Source organism: Paraburkholderia sp. J76 (genome assembly GCF_905220295.1).
Classification (GTDB): Bacteria; Pseudomonadota; Gammaproteobacteria; order Burkholderiales; family Burkholderiaceae; genus Paraburkholderia.
On record NZ_CAJMZJ010000002.1, the window covers coordinates 552,166 to 567,723 of the forward strand.

Annotated in this window: 15 protein-coding genes; 12 read left to right on the forward strand and 3 right to left on the reverse strand. The window is 61.4% G+C overall.

Features of this window, described 5'->3' with window-relative positions; translation table 11 throughout:
• Window positions 1-130: 130 nt before the first annotated feature.
• Window positions 131-1,699 (reverse strand): methyl-accepting chemotaxis protein, encoded by a 1,569-nt coding sequence (locus U5768_RS06045; protein WP_415913856.1) that lies wholly within the window; start codon window positions 1,697-1,699, stop codon window positions 131-133.
• 328 nt (window positions 1,700-2,027) lie between these two features.
• On the opposite strand from U5768_RS06045, the gene U5768_RS06050 reads away from it, so the two are divergent.
• The 5 genes from U5768_RS06050 (at window position 2,028) to U5768_RS06070 (ending at window position 5,151) form a co-directional block, all read left to right on the forward strand.
• The gene (locus U5768_RS06050) at window positions 2,028-2,588 is read left to right on the forward strand and encodes a lipocalin family protein (protein ID WP_322029593.1); all 561 of its coding nucleotides are present in this window, start codon (window positions 2,028-2,030) and stop codon (window positions 2,586-2,588) included.
• A gap of 195 nt (window positions 2,589-2,783) precedes the next feature.
• Window positions 2,784-3,173, forward strand: coding sequence for an OsmC family protein (locus tag U5768_RS06055; protein ID WP_322029462.1), 390 nt, complete (start codon window positions 2,784-2,786; stop codon window positions 3,171-3,173).
• Window positions 3,174-3,188: 15 nt separating this feature from the next.
• Complete coding sequence (locus tag U5768_RS06060; RefSeq protein WP_322029463.1) at window positions 3,189-3,779, forward strand: class I SAM-dependent methyltransferase; 591 nt, start codon at window positions 3,189-3,191, stop codon at window positions 3,777-3,779.
• 109 nt (window positions 3,780-3,888) lie between these two features.
• Window positions 3,889-4,431, forward strand: coding sequence for a hypothetical protein (locus U5768_RS06065; RefSeq protein WP_322029464.1), 543 nt, complete (start codon window positions 3,889-3,891; stop codon window positions 4,429-4,431).
• Between the two features lie 309 nt (window positions 4,432-4,740).
• On the forward strand, window positions 4,741-5,151 hold the full coding sequence (locus U5768_RS06070; RefSeq protein ID WP_322029465.1) for a hypothetical protein: 411 nt from the start codon (window positions 4,741-4,743) through the stop codon (window positions 5,149-5,151).
• A gap of 42 nt (window positions 5,152-5,193) precedes the next feature.
• Here the strand turns inward: U5768_RS06070 and U5768_RS06075 are convergent, their stop codons facing one another.
• Window positions 5,194-6,222 carry a MerR family transcriptional regulator gene (locus U5768_RS06075; protein WP_322029466.1) on the reverse strand — a complete coding sequence of 343 codons (1,029 nt, stop codon included), beginning with the start codon at window positions 6,220-6,222 and terminating at the stop codon, window positions 5,194-5,196.
• A 331-nt stretch (window positions 6,223-6,553) separates the two neighbouring features.
• Here U5768_RS06075 and U5768_RS06080 point away from each other — a divergent pair, with 331 nt between their 5' ends.
• Complete coding sequence (locus U5768_RS06080) at window positions 6,554-7,222, forward strand: DUF4397 domain-containing protein (protein WP_322029467.1); 669 nt, start codon at window positions 6,554-6,556, stop codon at window positions 7,220-7,222.
• Between the two features lie 105 nt (window positions 7,223-7,327).
• On the opposite strand, the gene U5768_RS06085 is transcribed toward U5768_RS06080, so the two are convergent.
• A complete protein-coding gene (locus U5768_RS06085; RefSeq protein WP_322029468.1) occupies window positions 7,328-8,245 on the reverse strand; it encodes a LysR family transcriptional regulator in 918 nt (305 codons plus the stop codon).
• A 139-nt stretch (window positions 8,246-8,384) separates the two neighbouring features.
• On the opposite strand from U5768_RS06085, the gene U5768_RS06090 reads away from it, so the two are divergent.
• From U5768_RS06090 to U5768_RS06115, 6 genes are all read left to right on the forward strand, one after another.
• Entirely contained in the window at window positions 8,385-9,332 is a 948-nt protein-coding gene (locus U5768_RS06090; protein ID WP_322029469.1) for a hydroxymethylglutaryl-CoA lyase, read from the forward strand.
• Window positions 9,333-9,350: 18 nt separating this feature from the next.
• On the forward strand, window positions 9,351-10,499 hold the full coding sequence (locus U5768_RS06095; protein ID WP_322029470.1) for a CaiB/BaiF CoA-transferase family protein: 1,149 nt from the start codon (window positions 9,351-9,353) through the stop codon (window positions 10,497-10,499).
• A 99-nt stretch (window positions 10,500-10,598) separates the two neighbouring features.
• The gene (gene hppD / locus U5768_RS06100; protein WP_322029471.1) at window positions 10,599-11,678 is read left to right on the forward strand and encodes a 4-hydroxyphenylpyruvate dioxygenase; all 1,080 of its coding nucleotides are present in this window, start codon (window positions 10,599-10,601) and stop codon (window positions 11,676-11,678) included.
• A gap of 99 nt (window positions 11,679-11,777) precedes the next feature.
• Window positions 11,778-13,217: an MFS transporter gene (locus U5768_RS06105; RefSeq protein ID WP_322029472.1), complete on the forward strand. Its 1,440-nt coding sequence runs from the start codon at window positions 11,778-11,780 to the stop codon at window positions 13,215-13,217.
• Between the two features lie 191 nt (window positions 13,218-13,408).
• A complete protein-coding gene (locus tag U5768_RS06110; RefSeq protein ID WP_322029473.1) occupies window positions 13,409-14,707 on the forward strand; it encodes an MFS transporter in 1,299 nt (432 codons plus the stop codon).
• 45 nt (window positions 14,708-14,752) lie between these two features.
• Window positions 14,753-15,535, forward strand: coding sequence for a substrate-binding domain-containing protein (locus U5768_RS06115; protein WP_322029474.1), 783 nt, complete (start codon window positions 14,753-14,755; stop codon window positions 15,533-15,535).
• Window positions 15,536-15,558 lie beyond the last annotated feature (23 nt).

The following is a 15,558-nucleotide window of genomic DNA, read 5'->3' on the forward strand; positions in this document are numbered from 1 at the left end:
GCGCCGTCGGGCGAGCTAACCGATTCCAGCAAATCATTCGGTAAGTCATCCTGAATGCCATTCATTTGCCATCACCATGTTTACTGAACTCGCGCGCTGGCACGACTCAATCCCGTCAAGCCCGGACGGCTCAATCCGTAACGCGCCCATTGATCCGGAATACCGATACGGCCCTGCGCAGCGCCTGCGCCTGTTCGCTCAACGACTGCGCTGCAGCCGCCGCCTGCTCGACGAGTGCCGCGTTCTGCTGCGTGACCTGATCCATCTGCACGACTGCCTGGTTCACCTGCTCGATACCTGTCTGCTGCTCATCGGAGGCCGACGAGATTTCACCAATCAGATCCGCTACCTGCTGCACGACCCGCACGACTTCGTCAATGGTCTGTCCAGCATCGCCAACCTGTGTCTCGCCCTCCCTGACCTGCCCGGCCGATGCGCCGATCAGTTCCTTGATTTCCTTCGCCGCCGTTGCCGAACGCTGGGCCAGGGTGCGAACCTCGGACGCAACGACGGCAAAACCGCGCCCCTGTTCACCGGCGCGCGCCGCTTCAACCGCCGCATTCAACGCGAGGATATTGGTCTGGAAGGCAATCCCCTCTATCACGCCTATGATTTCCGTGACCTGGGCCGAACTATCGGAAATGCCCTTCATGGTCGTGATCACACGGCCAACGGCCTGGCCGCCCCGGCTCGCCACTTCCGAGGCCCTGGACGCGAGCGCGTTGCTTTTCTTCGCACTGCCTGCGTTCTGCCGCACGGTCACCATCAACTGCTCCATGCTGGAAGCCGTCTCTTCAAGCGAGGCCGCCTGCTCTTCCGTGCGAGAACTCAAATCGGTATTGCCGCTCGCGATTTCATGCGCGCCAGTCGTAATCGAACCCGCGGCGTCCTGAATCCGGCCGAGCGTATCGGTTAGCTGCGCCTGCATCTGGCTCATTGAATACAGCAGGCTTTGCCGGTCGTTTCCAGCAAGCACAATGGGCGTGGTCAAGTCACCCGATGCGATGCGCTTGCATAGATGCGCCGCGTAATCCGGATCGCCGCCGAGGCTTGTGCGGATGGAACGGATCAGCCAGAGCATGCCCAGCGTGACAACCAGGCCGATGACGGTCATGAGCATCACTTCCACTACAACGAGTTCCCATACCGCATCGTCGACGTCGTCGAGATAAGCTCCCGTAAAAACATGCCAGTCCCACTCCGGCACGTAATCGGCGTAGGTCATTTTCTCGACCGCACCGTCTTTACCGGGTTTGGGCCAATAATACGTACTAATATGACCACCGCCCGGCGAAGAACTTTTGACTATCTCGACGGCAAAATGCGTACCGTTCTGGTCGATATCACCGCTCCCGTCCTTACCCTCCAGTTCAGGCTTGACGGGATTCAGGACGGCCGTCACCTGCGAGTCGTAAACGCCGAAATACCCGCTTTTGTCATCTCCATAACGAATGGAGCGCAATGTGGCAATAGCGCGCTTTCTGGCCTCCTCGGGCTCCAGTTCGTGCGTTGCCACACGCCGCCGGTAAGAGTCGATGACGCTCATGGCGACCTGGGTCTGATGGCTCAGCTCGGCCTTGCGTTGCTCCACCATGTGGTTTCGTATCAGCAAACTACCAATTACGCCAGTTACGACCAGGGCAAGCCAGAGCAAAACTACGATGCTCCATGCCCTACCGTTCAAAGAAAGTCTATTCATCGTGCAAAATTTTTATAATCGGGAGCCAGCAAAACCCCAACCCAGGCAACACTACCGCGTGCTCCGATTCAGGTACAACGCAGGAATTACCCAGCCAGGATTTAAGCGTTTTCTGATTAACGTCCAGGGTTTCGCGATCATTACCCCGCAGCGATGTAAAGGGGGGTCCCATAAACAGCAACAATCGCCGAAGCCGCCGAAGCCTTAGGTGTGGCGCTTGCTGGTCAAGCGCGGCACGCTGCTGCCGGAGTCCGGGATGGATGCTTCATCAAGAGCGAAACCGGACGCGGCTACATTCACGCCCGCGCTGTTGAAAGGACAATCGACCATGCAGAAGAAAATCGTCGTCACTGTGCTAACCGGGGCCGCCCTGCTTCTTGGAGCCTGCGCCTACATCCCTCGACCCGGGCCCGTCGGCAACCGCGCCGTGCCGCAGCCGGCCAGATCAGTCGATCTGACCAGATACATGGGCCGGTGGTACGAGCAATTCCGCTATGAGGCGTCATTCGAGCGGGACATGGACGACGTCACAGCGGACTATTCGCTCAACGGCGATGGCACCGTCAAGGTTGTCAATCGCGGCCGCAAGCGCGGCGACTCCGGAAATTTCAGTCAGTCGGTCGGCAAAGCGAAAGTCGCGGATCCCGCGACGAATGCAAAACTGAAAGTGTCATTCTTCGGGCCGTTCTACGGGAATTACTGGGTGCTAGATCACGGCGACGATTATGACTGGGCGATCATCGGCGAGCCGTCGGGTCGCTACCTGTGGGTATTGACGCGCGCGGCCCACCCTGCCCCTGAAGTCCTTGCCAGTCTGGAGGCTCGCGTGAAAGCACTTGGTTACGATTGGTCGCTCGTCAGGGTAACGAAACAGAGTGGATCGTTTTGAAGGCTGCCTGATACCTGACGCTCACCGCGCAAATTCCGGAGCTACCAACCCACTGCTTTTGCCCGTGTGAGTGTCAGCCCAGATCGTCGAGCGCCGCGAAGCCTGTTACATACCATACCGGGATGACGACTTGCCTTCCCCACCAGGCAGCGTGCATGGAAACTACCCATACTTCTCAACGCGGCGGAGACCATCATGATCACGGCAACGCGACAGGGCGAGCCATATTGCGTCCAACTGAGTAACGGACGCATTCTCGTACCCTCGGATACGCAAAAGGGCGGCAACGGGGGGACTGCGGGCATGCGACCGCACGAACTGCTGGAGAGCGCGCTTGCGGCGTGCATATGCATGTCCATCGACATGGCCGCCGAACGTGCGGGCGCCACACTGCCCACCGTTACAGTAAGGGTGGCCATTGACCGGCAAGATCGCGAAACCGGATTTAACGTGTCACTGCACTTCGCGACAGAACCGTCCCCGGCGCACGAGGCGCTGGCGCGTGAGGCGGCGCGAACATCACCCGTTGCGCAGACGCTGGGCAAGCCTGTAGTCATTCATCCGGCCGCAATCGTCAACGCTTGACCGGTGGCATTAATCATGGACGAACAAACCATCGAAGCTTACTCGGCGGGCGCGAGCCGGTTTGCGGCTGAGTGGCGCGACCAGCCTCCGCCGACCGACATGTACGCGCTGTTGCAGCGGTACTTCACCCCAGGCGGTAAAACTGCAGACATCGGTTGCGGCGCTGGCCGCGACGTTGCGTGGCTAAACGATCATGGTTTTCCTGCCATTGGCTACGACGCCGCCGAGGGCTTGCTTGCGCAAGCCAGGACCGGGTTTCCGTCAATGGTGTTCAGGCGCGCCGCGCTTCCCGCGCTGGACGCTGTCGGCAGAGAAACGTACGACAACGTGCTGTGCGAAACAGTCATCATGCATTTGCCGCCGGATGAAGTTACCCAAGCTTGTGTACGTCTGTTCGAAATTCTCAGTCCGATGGGGACGCTGTATCTGAGTTGGCGCGTCGCGGAATCGGTTTCCACCCGCGATGCTGCTGGCCGGCTCTACGCCGGGTTCGACGCCGCGCGTGTCAGGGAAAGCCTCGGCGATACGGAATTTTTGCTCGACGCCGAAGCGGTCAACCTGTCTTCTGGCAGACGTGTGCATAGACTTGTCGCACGGCGGCGGTGATGAATGTTGCGCCTGGTCCATGCCGAATGCCCGAAGCCGTGCGTGGTTTAGTCTGTCAACCGGCTCCAGACGTTGGCAAACACCGTTCACTCTTGAGGTATTCCCTGCGATGTCAACCGCTCCCGATGTCGAAGCCATCGAAATACGCCTCGATCGAGCCATACAACTGTTCGACAATCACGACCCGTACCCTTTCAGGGAGAGAAGCCTCGCCGCGGCAGCAGAGGCCTATATCGTTGACAACGCCGAAAACGTGCCGGTTCGTCGGCCGCTTCGGATCGTTGTTCACCTGCCGGCGCAAGAGGCCGAATCGCAACTTGCCGCGGTTCTCGGTGAAGCGATAGCCAGCCATTTCAGGGAACGTTCCAACGAGGCGCAGCAATCCTTGCGCAAGCTGTTTCGCGATGGACGTCGCTCGCTCGCCATTGGCCTCGCCGTGCTCGGCGTGTGCCTGCTCGGCGGCGCGGCGGTCGAAAGTTATCCCGGCTATCGTTTTTCGAAGCTCGTTGCCGAGGGGCTGGTGATTTTCGGTTGGGTCGCCAACTGGCGGCCGATGGAAATCTTCCTCTACGAGTGGTGGCCTATTGTGCGCCAACGTAATATCTACCGTCGCCTTGCCGAAGCGCCTGTACTCGTGAAGTCGACGGGATAAAATCCTGGCGATACTGATTGACTAAACTGCATGTATCGGCCATTGCAATATGCAATCCGTAGCGCCGCCACTGAGATAACCGGGTCGCAGTCCGCGCCGCGCCCTTTCGCGCGGAAGCAAAAAGCTTCGCCGGCCTGTAACCGCGCCGGAACACGGGGCGAACTACCTCACAGATACGGATTAACGACGCATCGGAAGTTGCCGGATAGCGGATGGCAAGACGCCTGGATAGCACATCACGGATATTTTCGTGACCAACTTTGGCGGTCGTAACGCATGGCGGCGCGGGCAGTGACGAGGGCATCAATCATGTCGAGCGAGTGGAATCGCCGGGCGAGGCTGTTCATCCAGCGTTTCTGGCAGCCGACCAGCGCATGCATGACGTGCATGCCCGGAAGCTGGGGCCATATTTTGAGCGTTACCCACTGGACGATTGCATTACAGACAGGACTCCTGACGGGACTTCTGGCTGTCCTTCTGACGTTCACGTCCGCGGCCAGATTTTACGGGCACCGATACGGCAATGCGCTGATTGTCGGCGTACTGACAACGATTGGCGATGCGTACTCTCACCCGAGCCACTACCGCATCCCGTATGTGGAGCACATCGCGACAGGCGCGGTGTCCGGTATGTTGACACTGGCCGCATCGTATTTGCTTGAGGACCGTGCGAGGCGCCTTCGCGCGGTGTGGGCAAGGTTTTCCCGAAGCCGCGCCTGACTGGCGCCGGCCGCCCGCCCCGGATGAAGGCGGCCTGGCTCTCTAGTCGTTCCCGGCCGCCGGCGTGCCTCGACGGCGTTTGCCGCCCTTTTCCGGGACCCACCGCTCCTCCTGTTCGAGCCGCTGCAAGGCGAATTCGAACATCTCGCGTGCGCGCGCTGAAACACTTGCAAGGTAACTGTGCAGCACCGCGTCGGACGGCGTCCGGATCATGCATTCACTGCTGTACCGCTCGAACGCGGACAGTTGCATGACGATGTCGGCAAGATGCCTCGGACACTCGCACGCGAGCGTGACAGACGCATGAGCCATGTCCGCAAGAACCTCGTCCGGATAGTGGCGCGCTCCGGAAAGCCCCGCAACGTCCGGGCCGCTCGGGCGAGTCGACTGCACCGCCAGCAGGTCGGTCAGCATCGCCCATAGCGCGGACTTGGCCAGCGGCTCCCTGCGGGTCGAGACGTTCGCCCTCTGCAGGATCTCGATGGTCTCGGACGCCGCGAACGAATAAACGACGGTCACGGCGGAAACGCCCAGCGACAGCCTGAGGGCGAAAATACGCTCGGCATCGTCGGGATGAAGCGATGGCAAATCCAGTATCAGGGAGTCTGCCGGGTGCGGCGGTCCGCTGGCGAACGCCTGAGTCATGTTCTCGTACACCACCGGCTCGATCAGATGATCCTGCTGCAGAGTCGTCAGGCAATGACGGATCCGGCGAGCGAGCACATTGCCCACGATCACTACCCTTGTCCGTATGTTTTTTTCCGACTGGGCACGAGGAACCGCTCTCGCTTCGAGGTCCATCGTCGCGAGCCGCTCGAGTTCCGCCAGATCCAGCCGGGCGATCAAGCCAATCGCATGGCCGCGATCGGCAAGCGACTTCAGGAGCGCGATTCGCGTCACATCCCTGTCGCTGTACAGGCGTTGCCCTGAGGCCGACCTGCGTGGGGAGACGACGTTGTACCTGCGCTCCCACACCCGAAGCGTAGCAACCGGGAGACCGGCAAGCTGCGCGACGATCCCGATACGATGGCGCGGACGTGTCGCGGCCTTGCCTGTCGCTTCTGATCCCATCGTTGGGCGCGCCCCCCGCGAGGCGAATAGTAACCATCAGGAAACTGCAATTGAAGCAGGACATCAATACTCCTGAACTACTTCAATTCAGTCCTCGCCGAATAATCCGGCCAACCCGTATGTCCGCCGGACCTTCATGAAGCAGAGTATGCCACGACGCCCGGCCAGCACCGGCGCCCCTTGCCGAGGGTATATCCGATGACCAGCATTTGACCCACTTCAGCCGACCAACCACTTCGACCGAGAAACTAGACTTCCGTGAAGCGAACGACATTGATGTCCCTGCCCCACCGTTAGCGGGCGATGGCGACTTGTGAGAGGAGCGGCCGTGATGAGCAAAATCCTTGCTGTGATATGCGCGCTGTTGGCCACGATCCTGCTGGCAAGTTGCGGCGGCGGTGGCGACGATGACAACACCCCGGGCGCCCGGCTCAGGGTGCTTCATGCGTCGCCCGACGCGCCAGCCGTCGATGTATACGTTGACGGGACGAAGGTGCTGTCCGACGTCACCTACCCCACGGTCTCGTCCTACCTGAACGTTCGGGCCGGGTCGCACGTGATCAAGGTGAATGCCGCTGGCACCTCTACCACGGTAATCAATGTCAATCCGAGTCTGGCGGCCGGCGGCGCCTATACCGCAATCGCGGCCAATTTCCTCGCCAACATCCAGGCGCTACTGGCAACCGATGAAACGACGGCCCCGCCCGCTGGCCAGGCGAGGGTGCGCGTCATTCACGCCGCCCCGGATGCCGGTCCGGTAGATGTTCTGGTGAATGGGCAGGCGGTGTTGACCAACGTGCCGTTTGGCGCCATCAGCAATTACTTGACCTTGCCTGCGGGCACTTACGATGTGAAGGTGAATGCAGCGGGAACGTCGACGACTGCGATCGAGGCCACGCTTACGGTCGCCGCAGGAACGAACTATTCTGCCGTGGCGATCGGTTCAATCAAGACCGCGCAGACTAATCCACTGGCGATCAAGGTTCTGACCGACGGTTAGAGATACTAATCATCGACGAGGCCGCATCGAAGGATGGTTCTAACCCAACCTTCGTGCGGCCTCTTCCCGTTTCACCAGGCGTTTCGGGCGTTCGACCCATCGCCCTCAAACGAAGTCCCCAGCAGCAGTAGCCCGCCGGGCAAGATGATCGACCATCCGCCGCGCAGCAGGCTGTAGCGCATCCAGCTTGCGAAAACACACCACGAACTGGCGAAGGGCCCATGAGTTGGTCAGCGGGATCGTTTCGACGTCGAAAATCTGCCTGTAGGTCTCGCTCACTTCAACCGGCACGACGCTGATGCCAAGCTTCGCCGCAACCACCCGGAACGCGGAGTCGAAGTTGGACACGATCACGCGGTACGACATCGTCCGTCCCGCTTTGGCCGCGGCGCGTTGCAGCATCGCGTGAACGGCAGTCGAAGGCGGCATGCCGACGTGCTCATGCTCAAGTGTCTGTTCAAACGACACCGAATCCAGTCCGGAAAGTGGATGCCCGGGGTAGACGGCGAGCGCAAGCCGGTCCTGACGATAGGGCACGTGCTGCAAGCCCTCCAGGTCCGCGCTGTCCCAGCAGACACCGATCGACGCCGCCCCTTCCCGCAACTGGCGAACAAGGTCGATGGACAGACGCTCCTCCACGTTCACCCGGATGTTCTGGTTATCCGGCTCCCGCATGAAGGTCGCGATGTCGTCCAGCAAAGCCTCGGCGATCGCCGAGGCCGTCGCGCATATGCTGACGCTGCCTCCAAGGCCGCTGCCATAGGCCGCGACATCGCTCGCGATCCTGTCCATCGTGAAGAGCACATTGCGCGCGTGTTCGATCAGACTCTGCCCCACAGGCGTCGGCTGGACGCCGCGACGGGAACGCGTGAGCAACGGCACGCCGAGATCCGCCTCCAGTTGAGCGATCCGCTTGCTGATCGCGGACGGCTCGATATGTTCTTCCTCCGCCGCCCGGCCCATGTTGCGGTGCTCGCAGACGGCCACGAACAGCCGCAACGTCTTGAGATCGATGTCTCGCACTTTTTGTCTCCTCCCGGGCCCTCTGACTTTCCAATCTGGAATCGTATCGATTCCAAAATACCTCTTTATGTCGGATGTGGAAAGCCTAAAGTGACCCCAGTGCCAGCAGCCATGACTGGCAGGTATTCAGGAGACACGCATGCCCTTGTTCCCCCCGAACGTCGTCATTCGCGAAGTCGGTTTGCGTGACGGCCTCCAGAGCATCCAGACCGTTCTTCCGACAAAACGCAAGATCGAGTGGATCGCCGACGCCTATGCCGCCGGTCAGCGCGAAATCGAAGTGGGTTCGTACGTCCCCGCCAAACTTCTGCCGCAGCTCGCGGACACCGCCGAGCTGGTCGCCTACGCCAAAACGCTGCCCGGACTGCGCGTCTCGGTCCTCGTCCCCAATCTCAAGGGCGCGGAGCGCGCGATCGGGTCGCAGGCCGATCTGATGCTGGTGCCGCTGTCCGCCAGCCACGCGCATAGCCTGGCCAACCTGCGCAAGACGCCCGACGAAGTGATCGCGGAAGTCGCCCGCATTCGCGCCGCGCGCGACGCCAGCGGCTCGAAGACGCTGATCGAAGGCGGCATCGGCACTGCGTTCGGCTGCACGATCCAGGGCGCTGTCGATCAGGCCGAAGTGCTGCGCTGCATGCAAGCCCTGCTCGACGCGGGCGCCGATCGCGTCAGCATCGCCGATACCGTCGGATACGGCGGACCCGCCGCCGTGCGCGAACTGTTCGGCAAGGCCCGCGCGATTGCCGGCGACAGGTTCTGGTGCGGCCACTTCCACGACACGCGCGGTCTGGCTCTCGCCAATGTGTACGCGGCGCTCGAAACCGGAGTGGCCCGCTTCGACGCCACCCTTGCCGGAATCGGAGGCTGCCCGCATGCGCCGGGCGCGAGCGGCAACGCCTCCAGCGAAGACCTTGCGTTCATGCTTGCCGACATGGGCATCTGCACCGGCATCGATATTCCCCGCCTGCTTCTTCTTCGGGAAAAAGTCGCGCAGTGGCTATCGAACGAAACACTTCATGGCGCCTTGTGGCTTTCGGGTTTGCCGAAAACCTTCGCGCCCTCTTCGAGCGCAACGCTCCACGCCTGAGATCCGCCTGAGGTCCCTATGAATACTCCGAATCCCCTTCCACTCGCCGGCGTGCGCGTCATCGAGTTCACCCACATGGTCATGGGCCCGACCTGCGGCATGATCCTCGCGGACCTCGGCGCCGAAGTCATCAAGATCGAACCCCCGGGCGGCGACAGGACGCGCACGCTGCCGGGCCTCGGCATCGGCTTTTTCCGCTCGTTTAACCGCAACAAGAAGAGCGTGGTGCTCGACATCAGTACTCCTGAGGGCCACGCCGACGCACGGGAGTTGATCGGTCAGTGCGACGTCATGCTGGAAAATTTCCGGCCTGGCCTGATGACGAAGCTGGGTCTCGACTACGAAACGCTGTCGAAAACCTTTCCCAAGCTGATCTACGTCTCGCACAAAGGGTTCCTGCCCGGCCCTTACGAAAAGCGCCTGGCACTCGACGAGGTCGTGCAGATGATGGGAGGTCTCTCCTACATGACCGGACCGGTCGGACGCCCGCTACGCGCTGGCACTTCGGTCAACGACATCATGGGCGGCATGTTCGGGGCGATCGGCGTACTGGCGGCGCTGCGCGAGCGCGACACGACCGGGCGCGGCCAGGAAATCCAGAGCGCACTGTTCGAAAACTGCGTGTTCCTGAGCAGTCAGCACATGCAGCAATATGCGATGACCGGCCAACCGCCGCCGCCGATGCCGGCTCGCGTTTCGGCCTGGAGCGTCTACGACGTCTTCACGCTCGCCGACGACGAGCAGCTTTTCATCGGCGCCGTGAGCGACAAGCAGTTCGTCACACTGTGCGACGTACTGGAGCGGCCAGATCTTGCCGCCGAACCGCGGTTCGCCACCAACGCTCTGCGCGTTGCGGTGCGCCCCGAACTGCTGATGCGCCTCGGCGAAATCCTGAAACATCATCGTGCCGGGGAGCTGTCGCCGAAGCTCGAAGCCGCCGGTATTCCCTACGCGCCGATCGTGCGGCCCGAACAGCTACTCGACGACCCGCACCTGAAAGCGAGCGGCGGCATCGTGCCGATGGACACCGAGGATGGAACGACCGACGTCGTGCTCCTGCCGCTGCTGATGGGCGGACGCCGGCCAGGCGTGCGTCAGGCGCTGGCCCGGGTGGGCGAGCACACGCAGGAAATTCTCGCCCGCCTGACCGGGCGGGCAGCGGCCTGAGCCGCCTATGCGGCGGCCCGAACGGTATCGCGGCGAACTTTGCCATGTGGGCCGGGCGCCGGACCGGGATCAATGTTTTTCCGACTGGTGGAGCTTGTGATGGCTGATCTGTTTGAGAACCCAATGGGCCTGATGGGATTCGAATTCGTCGAATTCGCCTCGCCCACCCCCAACACACTCGAACCCGTGTTCGAGAAGCTCGGCTTTACGCTGGTCGCGCGACACCGGTCGAAAGACGTCGTGCTGTACCGGCAGGGCGAGATTAACTTCATCGTCAACCGGGAACCGAAGAGCCCGGCCGCCTGGTTTGCCGCTGAACACGGTCCGTCGGCCTGCGGCCTTGCGTTCAGAGTGAAGGATTCGCACAAGGCCTACGCGCGAGCGCTGGAACTTGGCGCACAGCCAATGGACATGCCTACCGGCCCGATGGAACTGCGTCTGCCCGCGATCAAGGGTATCGGCGGTGCGCCGCTCTATCTGATCGACCGTTTCGAAGACGGCAAATCCATCTACGACATCGACTTCGAGTTTATCGAAGGCGTGGATCGTCATCCGGCCGGGCACGGACTGAAGCAGGTCGATCATCTGACACACAACGTCTATCGCGGCCGCATGTCGTTCTGGGCGAACTTTTACGAGCGCCTGTTCAACTTTCGTGAAATCCGCTACTTCGACATCTCCGGGGAATACACCGGCCTCACCTCGAAGGCCATGACAGCTCCCGACGGCAGGATCCGCATTCCGCTGAACGAGGAATCGTCGAAGGGCGCGGGGCAGATCGAAGAGTTTCTGATGAAGTTCAACGGCGAAGGCATTCAGCACGTCGCGCTGCTGACCGACGACCTGCTGGCGACTATCGACAATCTCGCCATGGCCGGCGTACCGCTCATGACGGCGCCTGGCGAAACCTACTACGAGATGCTCGAAGAGCGGCTTCCTGGGCACGGCCAGCCGGTGGCGGAACTGCAGACACGCGGCATCCTGATCGACGGCGACACCTCGGGCGAGCAGCCTCGCCTGCTGCTGCAGATTTTTTCGGACACGCTGCTCGGGCCGGTGTTCTTCGAATTCATTCAACGCAAGGGCGATGACGGATTCGGCGAAGGCAATTTCAAGGCCCTGTTTCAGTCGATCGAACGCGACCAGGTTCGCCGTGGAGTGCTCAGCGGGAAAGAGTGATACAAGGTCGCCGAGTGCCTAAAAAGCAGGCGGCCGCAATCGATTTAATAAGGCATGCTTAAAAATATACGTGCCATGGGAGCCATTCAGGAGACAGTTATGCAACGCGTCGTCACAACGGGCATTACACCGGTCGCGTCATCCGAAATCCGAACGCAGGCGCGCGGCGCCGCAGCGCTTTCGGCACGAATGGACCGTCTGCCCGCCACCCGATATATCTGGACGATGGTGTTCCTGATATCGCTAGGCGGCTTCTTTGAAGTCTATGACCTGATCTTCACGGGTTATATCGCCCCCGGCATGGCTAGAAGCGGGTTGCTGCAGACAACGACCCGGGAGTTCTTTGGCTTTCAGGGAATGGCGGGGTTCATCGCGGCCACGTTCGCGGGTCTGTTCCTCGGCACATTCGGGCTAGGCTGGCTGCCGGACCGCTACGGGCGGCGCGCCGTGTTCACTTTCTCCCTGCTCTGGTATTCCATCGGCTCGGCCATCATGGCGTTCCAGACCACGGGCGAAGGCGTCATCCTGTGGCGCTTCCTCACCGGCATCGGGGTGGGTATCGAGATCGTGACGATCGACAGCTACGTCACGGAAATCGTCCCGCAATATATGCGTGGCCGGGCGATGGCCTTCAACCAGATGATCATGTTCGCCGCCGCGCCGGTCGCAGCCATCCTCTCGTATTGGCTGGTTCCGACGACAGTGATGGGCATCGACGGCTGGCGTTGGGTGGTGCTCATCGGCTCGGTGGGCGCCTTACTCGTGTGGGTTATCCGCCGTGGCGTACCCGAAAGCCCGCGCTGGCTCGCCACGCACGGCCATGAGGAAAAGGCCGAACGCATCCTGGAGAAGATGGAGACGAAGGCCATGCAGCAATCGGGGCAGCCTCTGCCGCCGCCCGCTGCCGCTGTCGAGCAGCCGGCGCACCGCCGCGCATCGCTTGCCGAGCTTCTGAAGCCGCCCTACCGCGGCCGGCTGATCATGCTCGTCGTGTTCAATTTCTGCCAGGCGATGGGCTACTACGGATTTGCCAACTGGGTGCCGACCCTGCTGATCGGGCAAGGGATCACCATCACGAAGAGCCTGCTGTATTCGTTCGTGATTGCCATCGCCCTGCCCGTTGGGCCGATGATCACGATGCTGTATGCGGACAAGGTGCAGCGCAAATGGCTGATTGTCGGCGCCGCGTTCGCAGTCGTTGTGTTCGGGCTGCTCTTTGGCCAGATGAAATCGGCGGGGCCGCTTATCGTGCTGGGCGTGCTGATCAGCCTTGCCGGGCAGACGATCTCCGTGTGCTATCACGCGTACCAGTCGGAGTTGTTTCCTACCGCCGTACGGTGCCGCGCCAACGGCATCGTGTACTCGGCGAGCCGGGTGGGCGCGATGATGTCCGGCTTCCTTATCGCGTTCCTGTTGCGCGACTTCGGCGTGTCCGGTGTGTTTGCCGGCATCACGGCGTGCATGGTGGTGGTGATGATCTCGATCGGCGCGTTCGGTCCCAAAACCAATGGGCTGAGGCTCGAAGAAATCAGTCATTGAACGCGTCGCGTTGCCGCTCCCCGCCGTCCCTCGACACAGGGCCGGCAATAGCTCGAAGTGATTGATCGATTCCATGCATCAATCATTCGAAAAATTGCACTTATCGTTTCACCTGTTTTGCGCAACCATGCATCGAAAGAATTGAGCCGCTGGATCGGCCTCACACTCCCCAAAACTCAGGAGACGACTCGATGCCCCCATCGCCCTCGAATCATTTGCCGGGCGCCTCTACGGCGGCCACGGTTTTGCGCGTGACCGCCGGAAATTTTCTGGAGCAGTTCGACTTCTTCCTGTTCGGCTTCTATGCCACGCAGATCGCCAGCGTCTTCTTTCCGGCCGCGAGCGAATTCGCCTCGCTGATGATGACCTTTGCCGTCTTTGGTGCGGGCTTTCTGATGCGGCCGCTCGGCGCCGTCGTTCTCGGCGCCTATATTGACGACGTCGGCCGGCGCAAGGGCTTGATCGTCACGCTCGCACTCATGGCATGCGGCACTCTCCTGATCGCGTTCGTGCCGGGTTACGCCCGCATCGGCATGCTGGCGCCCGCATGCGTTCTCATTGGACGGTTGCTCCAGGGCTTCTCGGCTGGCGCCGAGCTGGGCGGCGTTTCCGTGTACCTGGCGGAGATGGCGCCGCCGGGCCGCAAGGGCTTTTTCACAAGCTGGCAGTCCGCTAGCCAGCAGGTTGCCATCGTCGTCGCGGCAGGCCTCGGTTTCGCGCTCAATCGATACCTGGACGCGGCGTCGATTGCGGCGTGGGGCTGGCGAGTGCCGTTCTTCGTCGGCTGCATGATCGTGCCGTTTATCTTCATGCTGCGCCGAAACCTCGACGAAACGGAAGAGTTCAAGGCGCGCCGCCATCGCCCGACCATGAACGAGGTTTTCCGCACGCTGGCACAGAACTGGGCCGTGGTGACGGCGGGAGTCATGCTGGTGGCGATGACCACCACGAGCTTCTACCTCATCACCGTCTACGCGCCCACTTTCGGAAAAACGGTCCTTCACCTGAGCACCGCGGATAGCCTGCTCGTGACGTTATGCATCGCGGTGTCCAATTTCATCTGGCTGCCCATCGGCGGAGCACTTTCCGACAAGTTCGGCCGCCAGCCGCTGTTGCTCGCGATGGCGGCACTGGCCATCTTCACTGCGTATCCGGCGCTGTCGCTGCTTGCGAACTCGCCCAGCTTCGCCCACATGCTGCTGGTCCTGCTCTGGCTGTCTTTCATGTACGGGATCTACAACGGGGCGATGGTCGTCGCACTGACCGAGGTGATGCCGGTGGAAGTGCGAGTGGCGGGCTTCTCGCTCGCGTACAGCCTCGCGACCGCGGTGTTTGGCGGCTTTACGCCGGCAATCGCGACAGCCCTGATTCACGGCACGGGAGACAAGGCTGCACCGGGTTACTGGCTGAGCTTCGCCGCCATCTGTGCCGTATGTGCGACGCTTATGCTTTACCGCCGCCGCACCGCCACGCTGAACCCGGCAAGCTGAGGCGAGAATTTCCCGTTCCACCTTCTCACTACCGCTCTCTCGCCCATGAAAAATCTGTTTCTGAAATTGTGCGCCGCGGCGCTGGTGACTACATCGGCCGCCGCCGTGAACGTACAGGCCGCCGATCTGCACGTGATGAGTTCCGGCGGATTCACCGCCGCGTACAAGCTCCTCGGCCCGAAGTTCGCGTCCGAAACGGGCAATACGCTCTCGACCACCCTGGGCCCTTCCATGGGGAAGTCTCCAGAAGCGATTCCCAATCGTCTCGAGCGCGGCGAGCCGGCCGACGCCGTCATCATGGTCGGCTACGCGCTCGATGACCTGATCAAGCAAGGCAAGGTCATTCCGGGATCGCGAGTGGAACTGGCCGATTCGCGCATCGGCATGGTCGTACGCGAAGGTGCGCCGAAGCCCGACATCGGCTCGGTCGACGCATTGAGGCAAACGCTGCTTCACGCAAAGTCCATCGCTTACTCGGATAGCGCGAGCGGAGTCTATATCGAGCAAGAACTGTTCAAGCGGCTCGGCATAGAAGAGCAGGTCAAAGCGAAGGCGAAGATGATTCCGAGAATACCGGTGGCATCGGTCGTAGCGAACGGCGACTACGAAATTGGCTTCCAGCAGGTGAGCGAACTATTGCCCGTCAGCGGCGCAACCTTCGTCGGGAAAATTCCGGAGTCCGTACAATCTGTCACACGATTCGCAGCCGGAATTCCTGTCAATGCGCAGCATCCGAAAGAAGCAAAGGCGCTGCTTGACTACCTTTCTTCGTCCGCCGCTCAGGCCGACGTGCGATCGACGGGCCTCGACTCTGTCGCCGCACATTGAGCGACGGCAGCCTGGGCAACGGC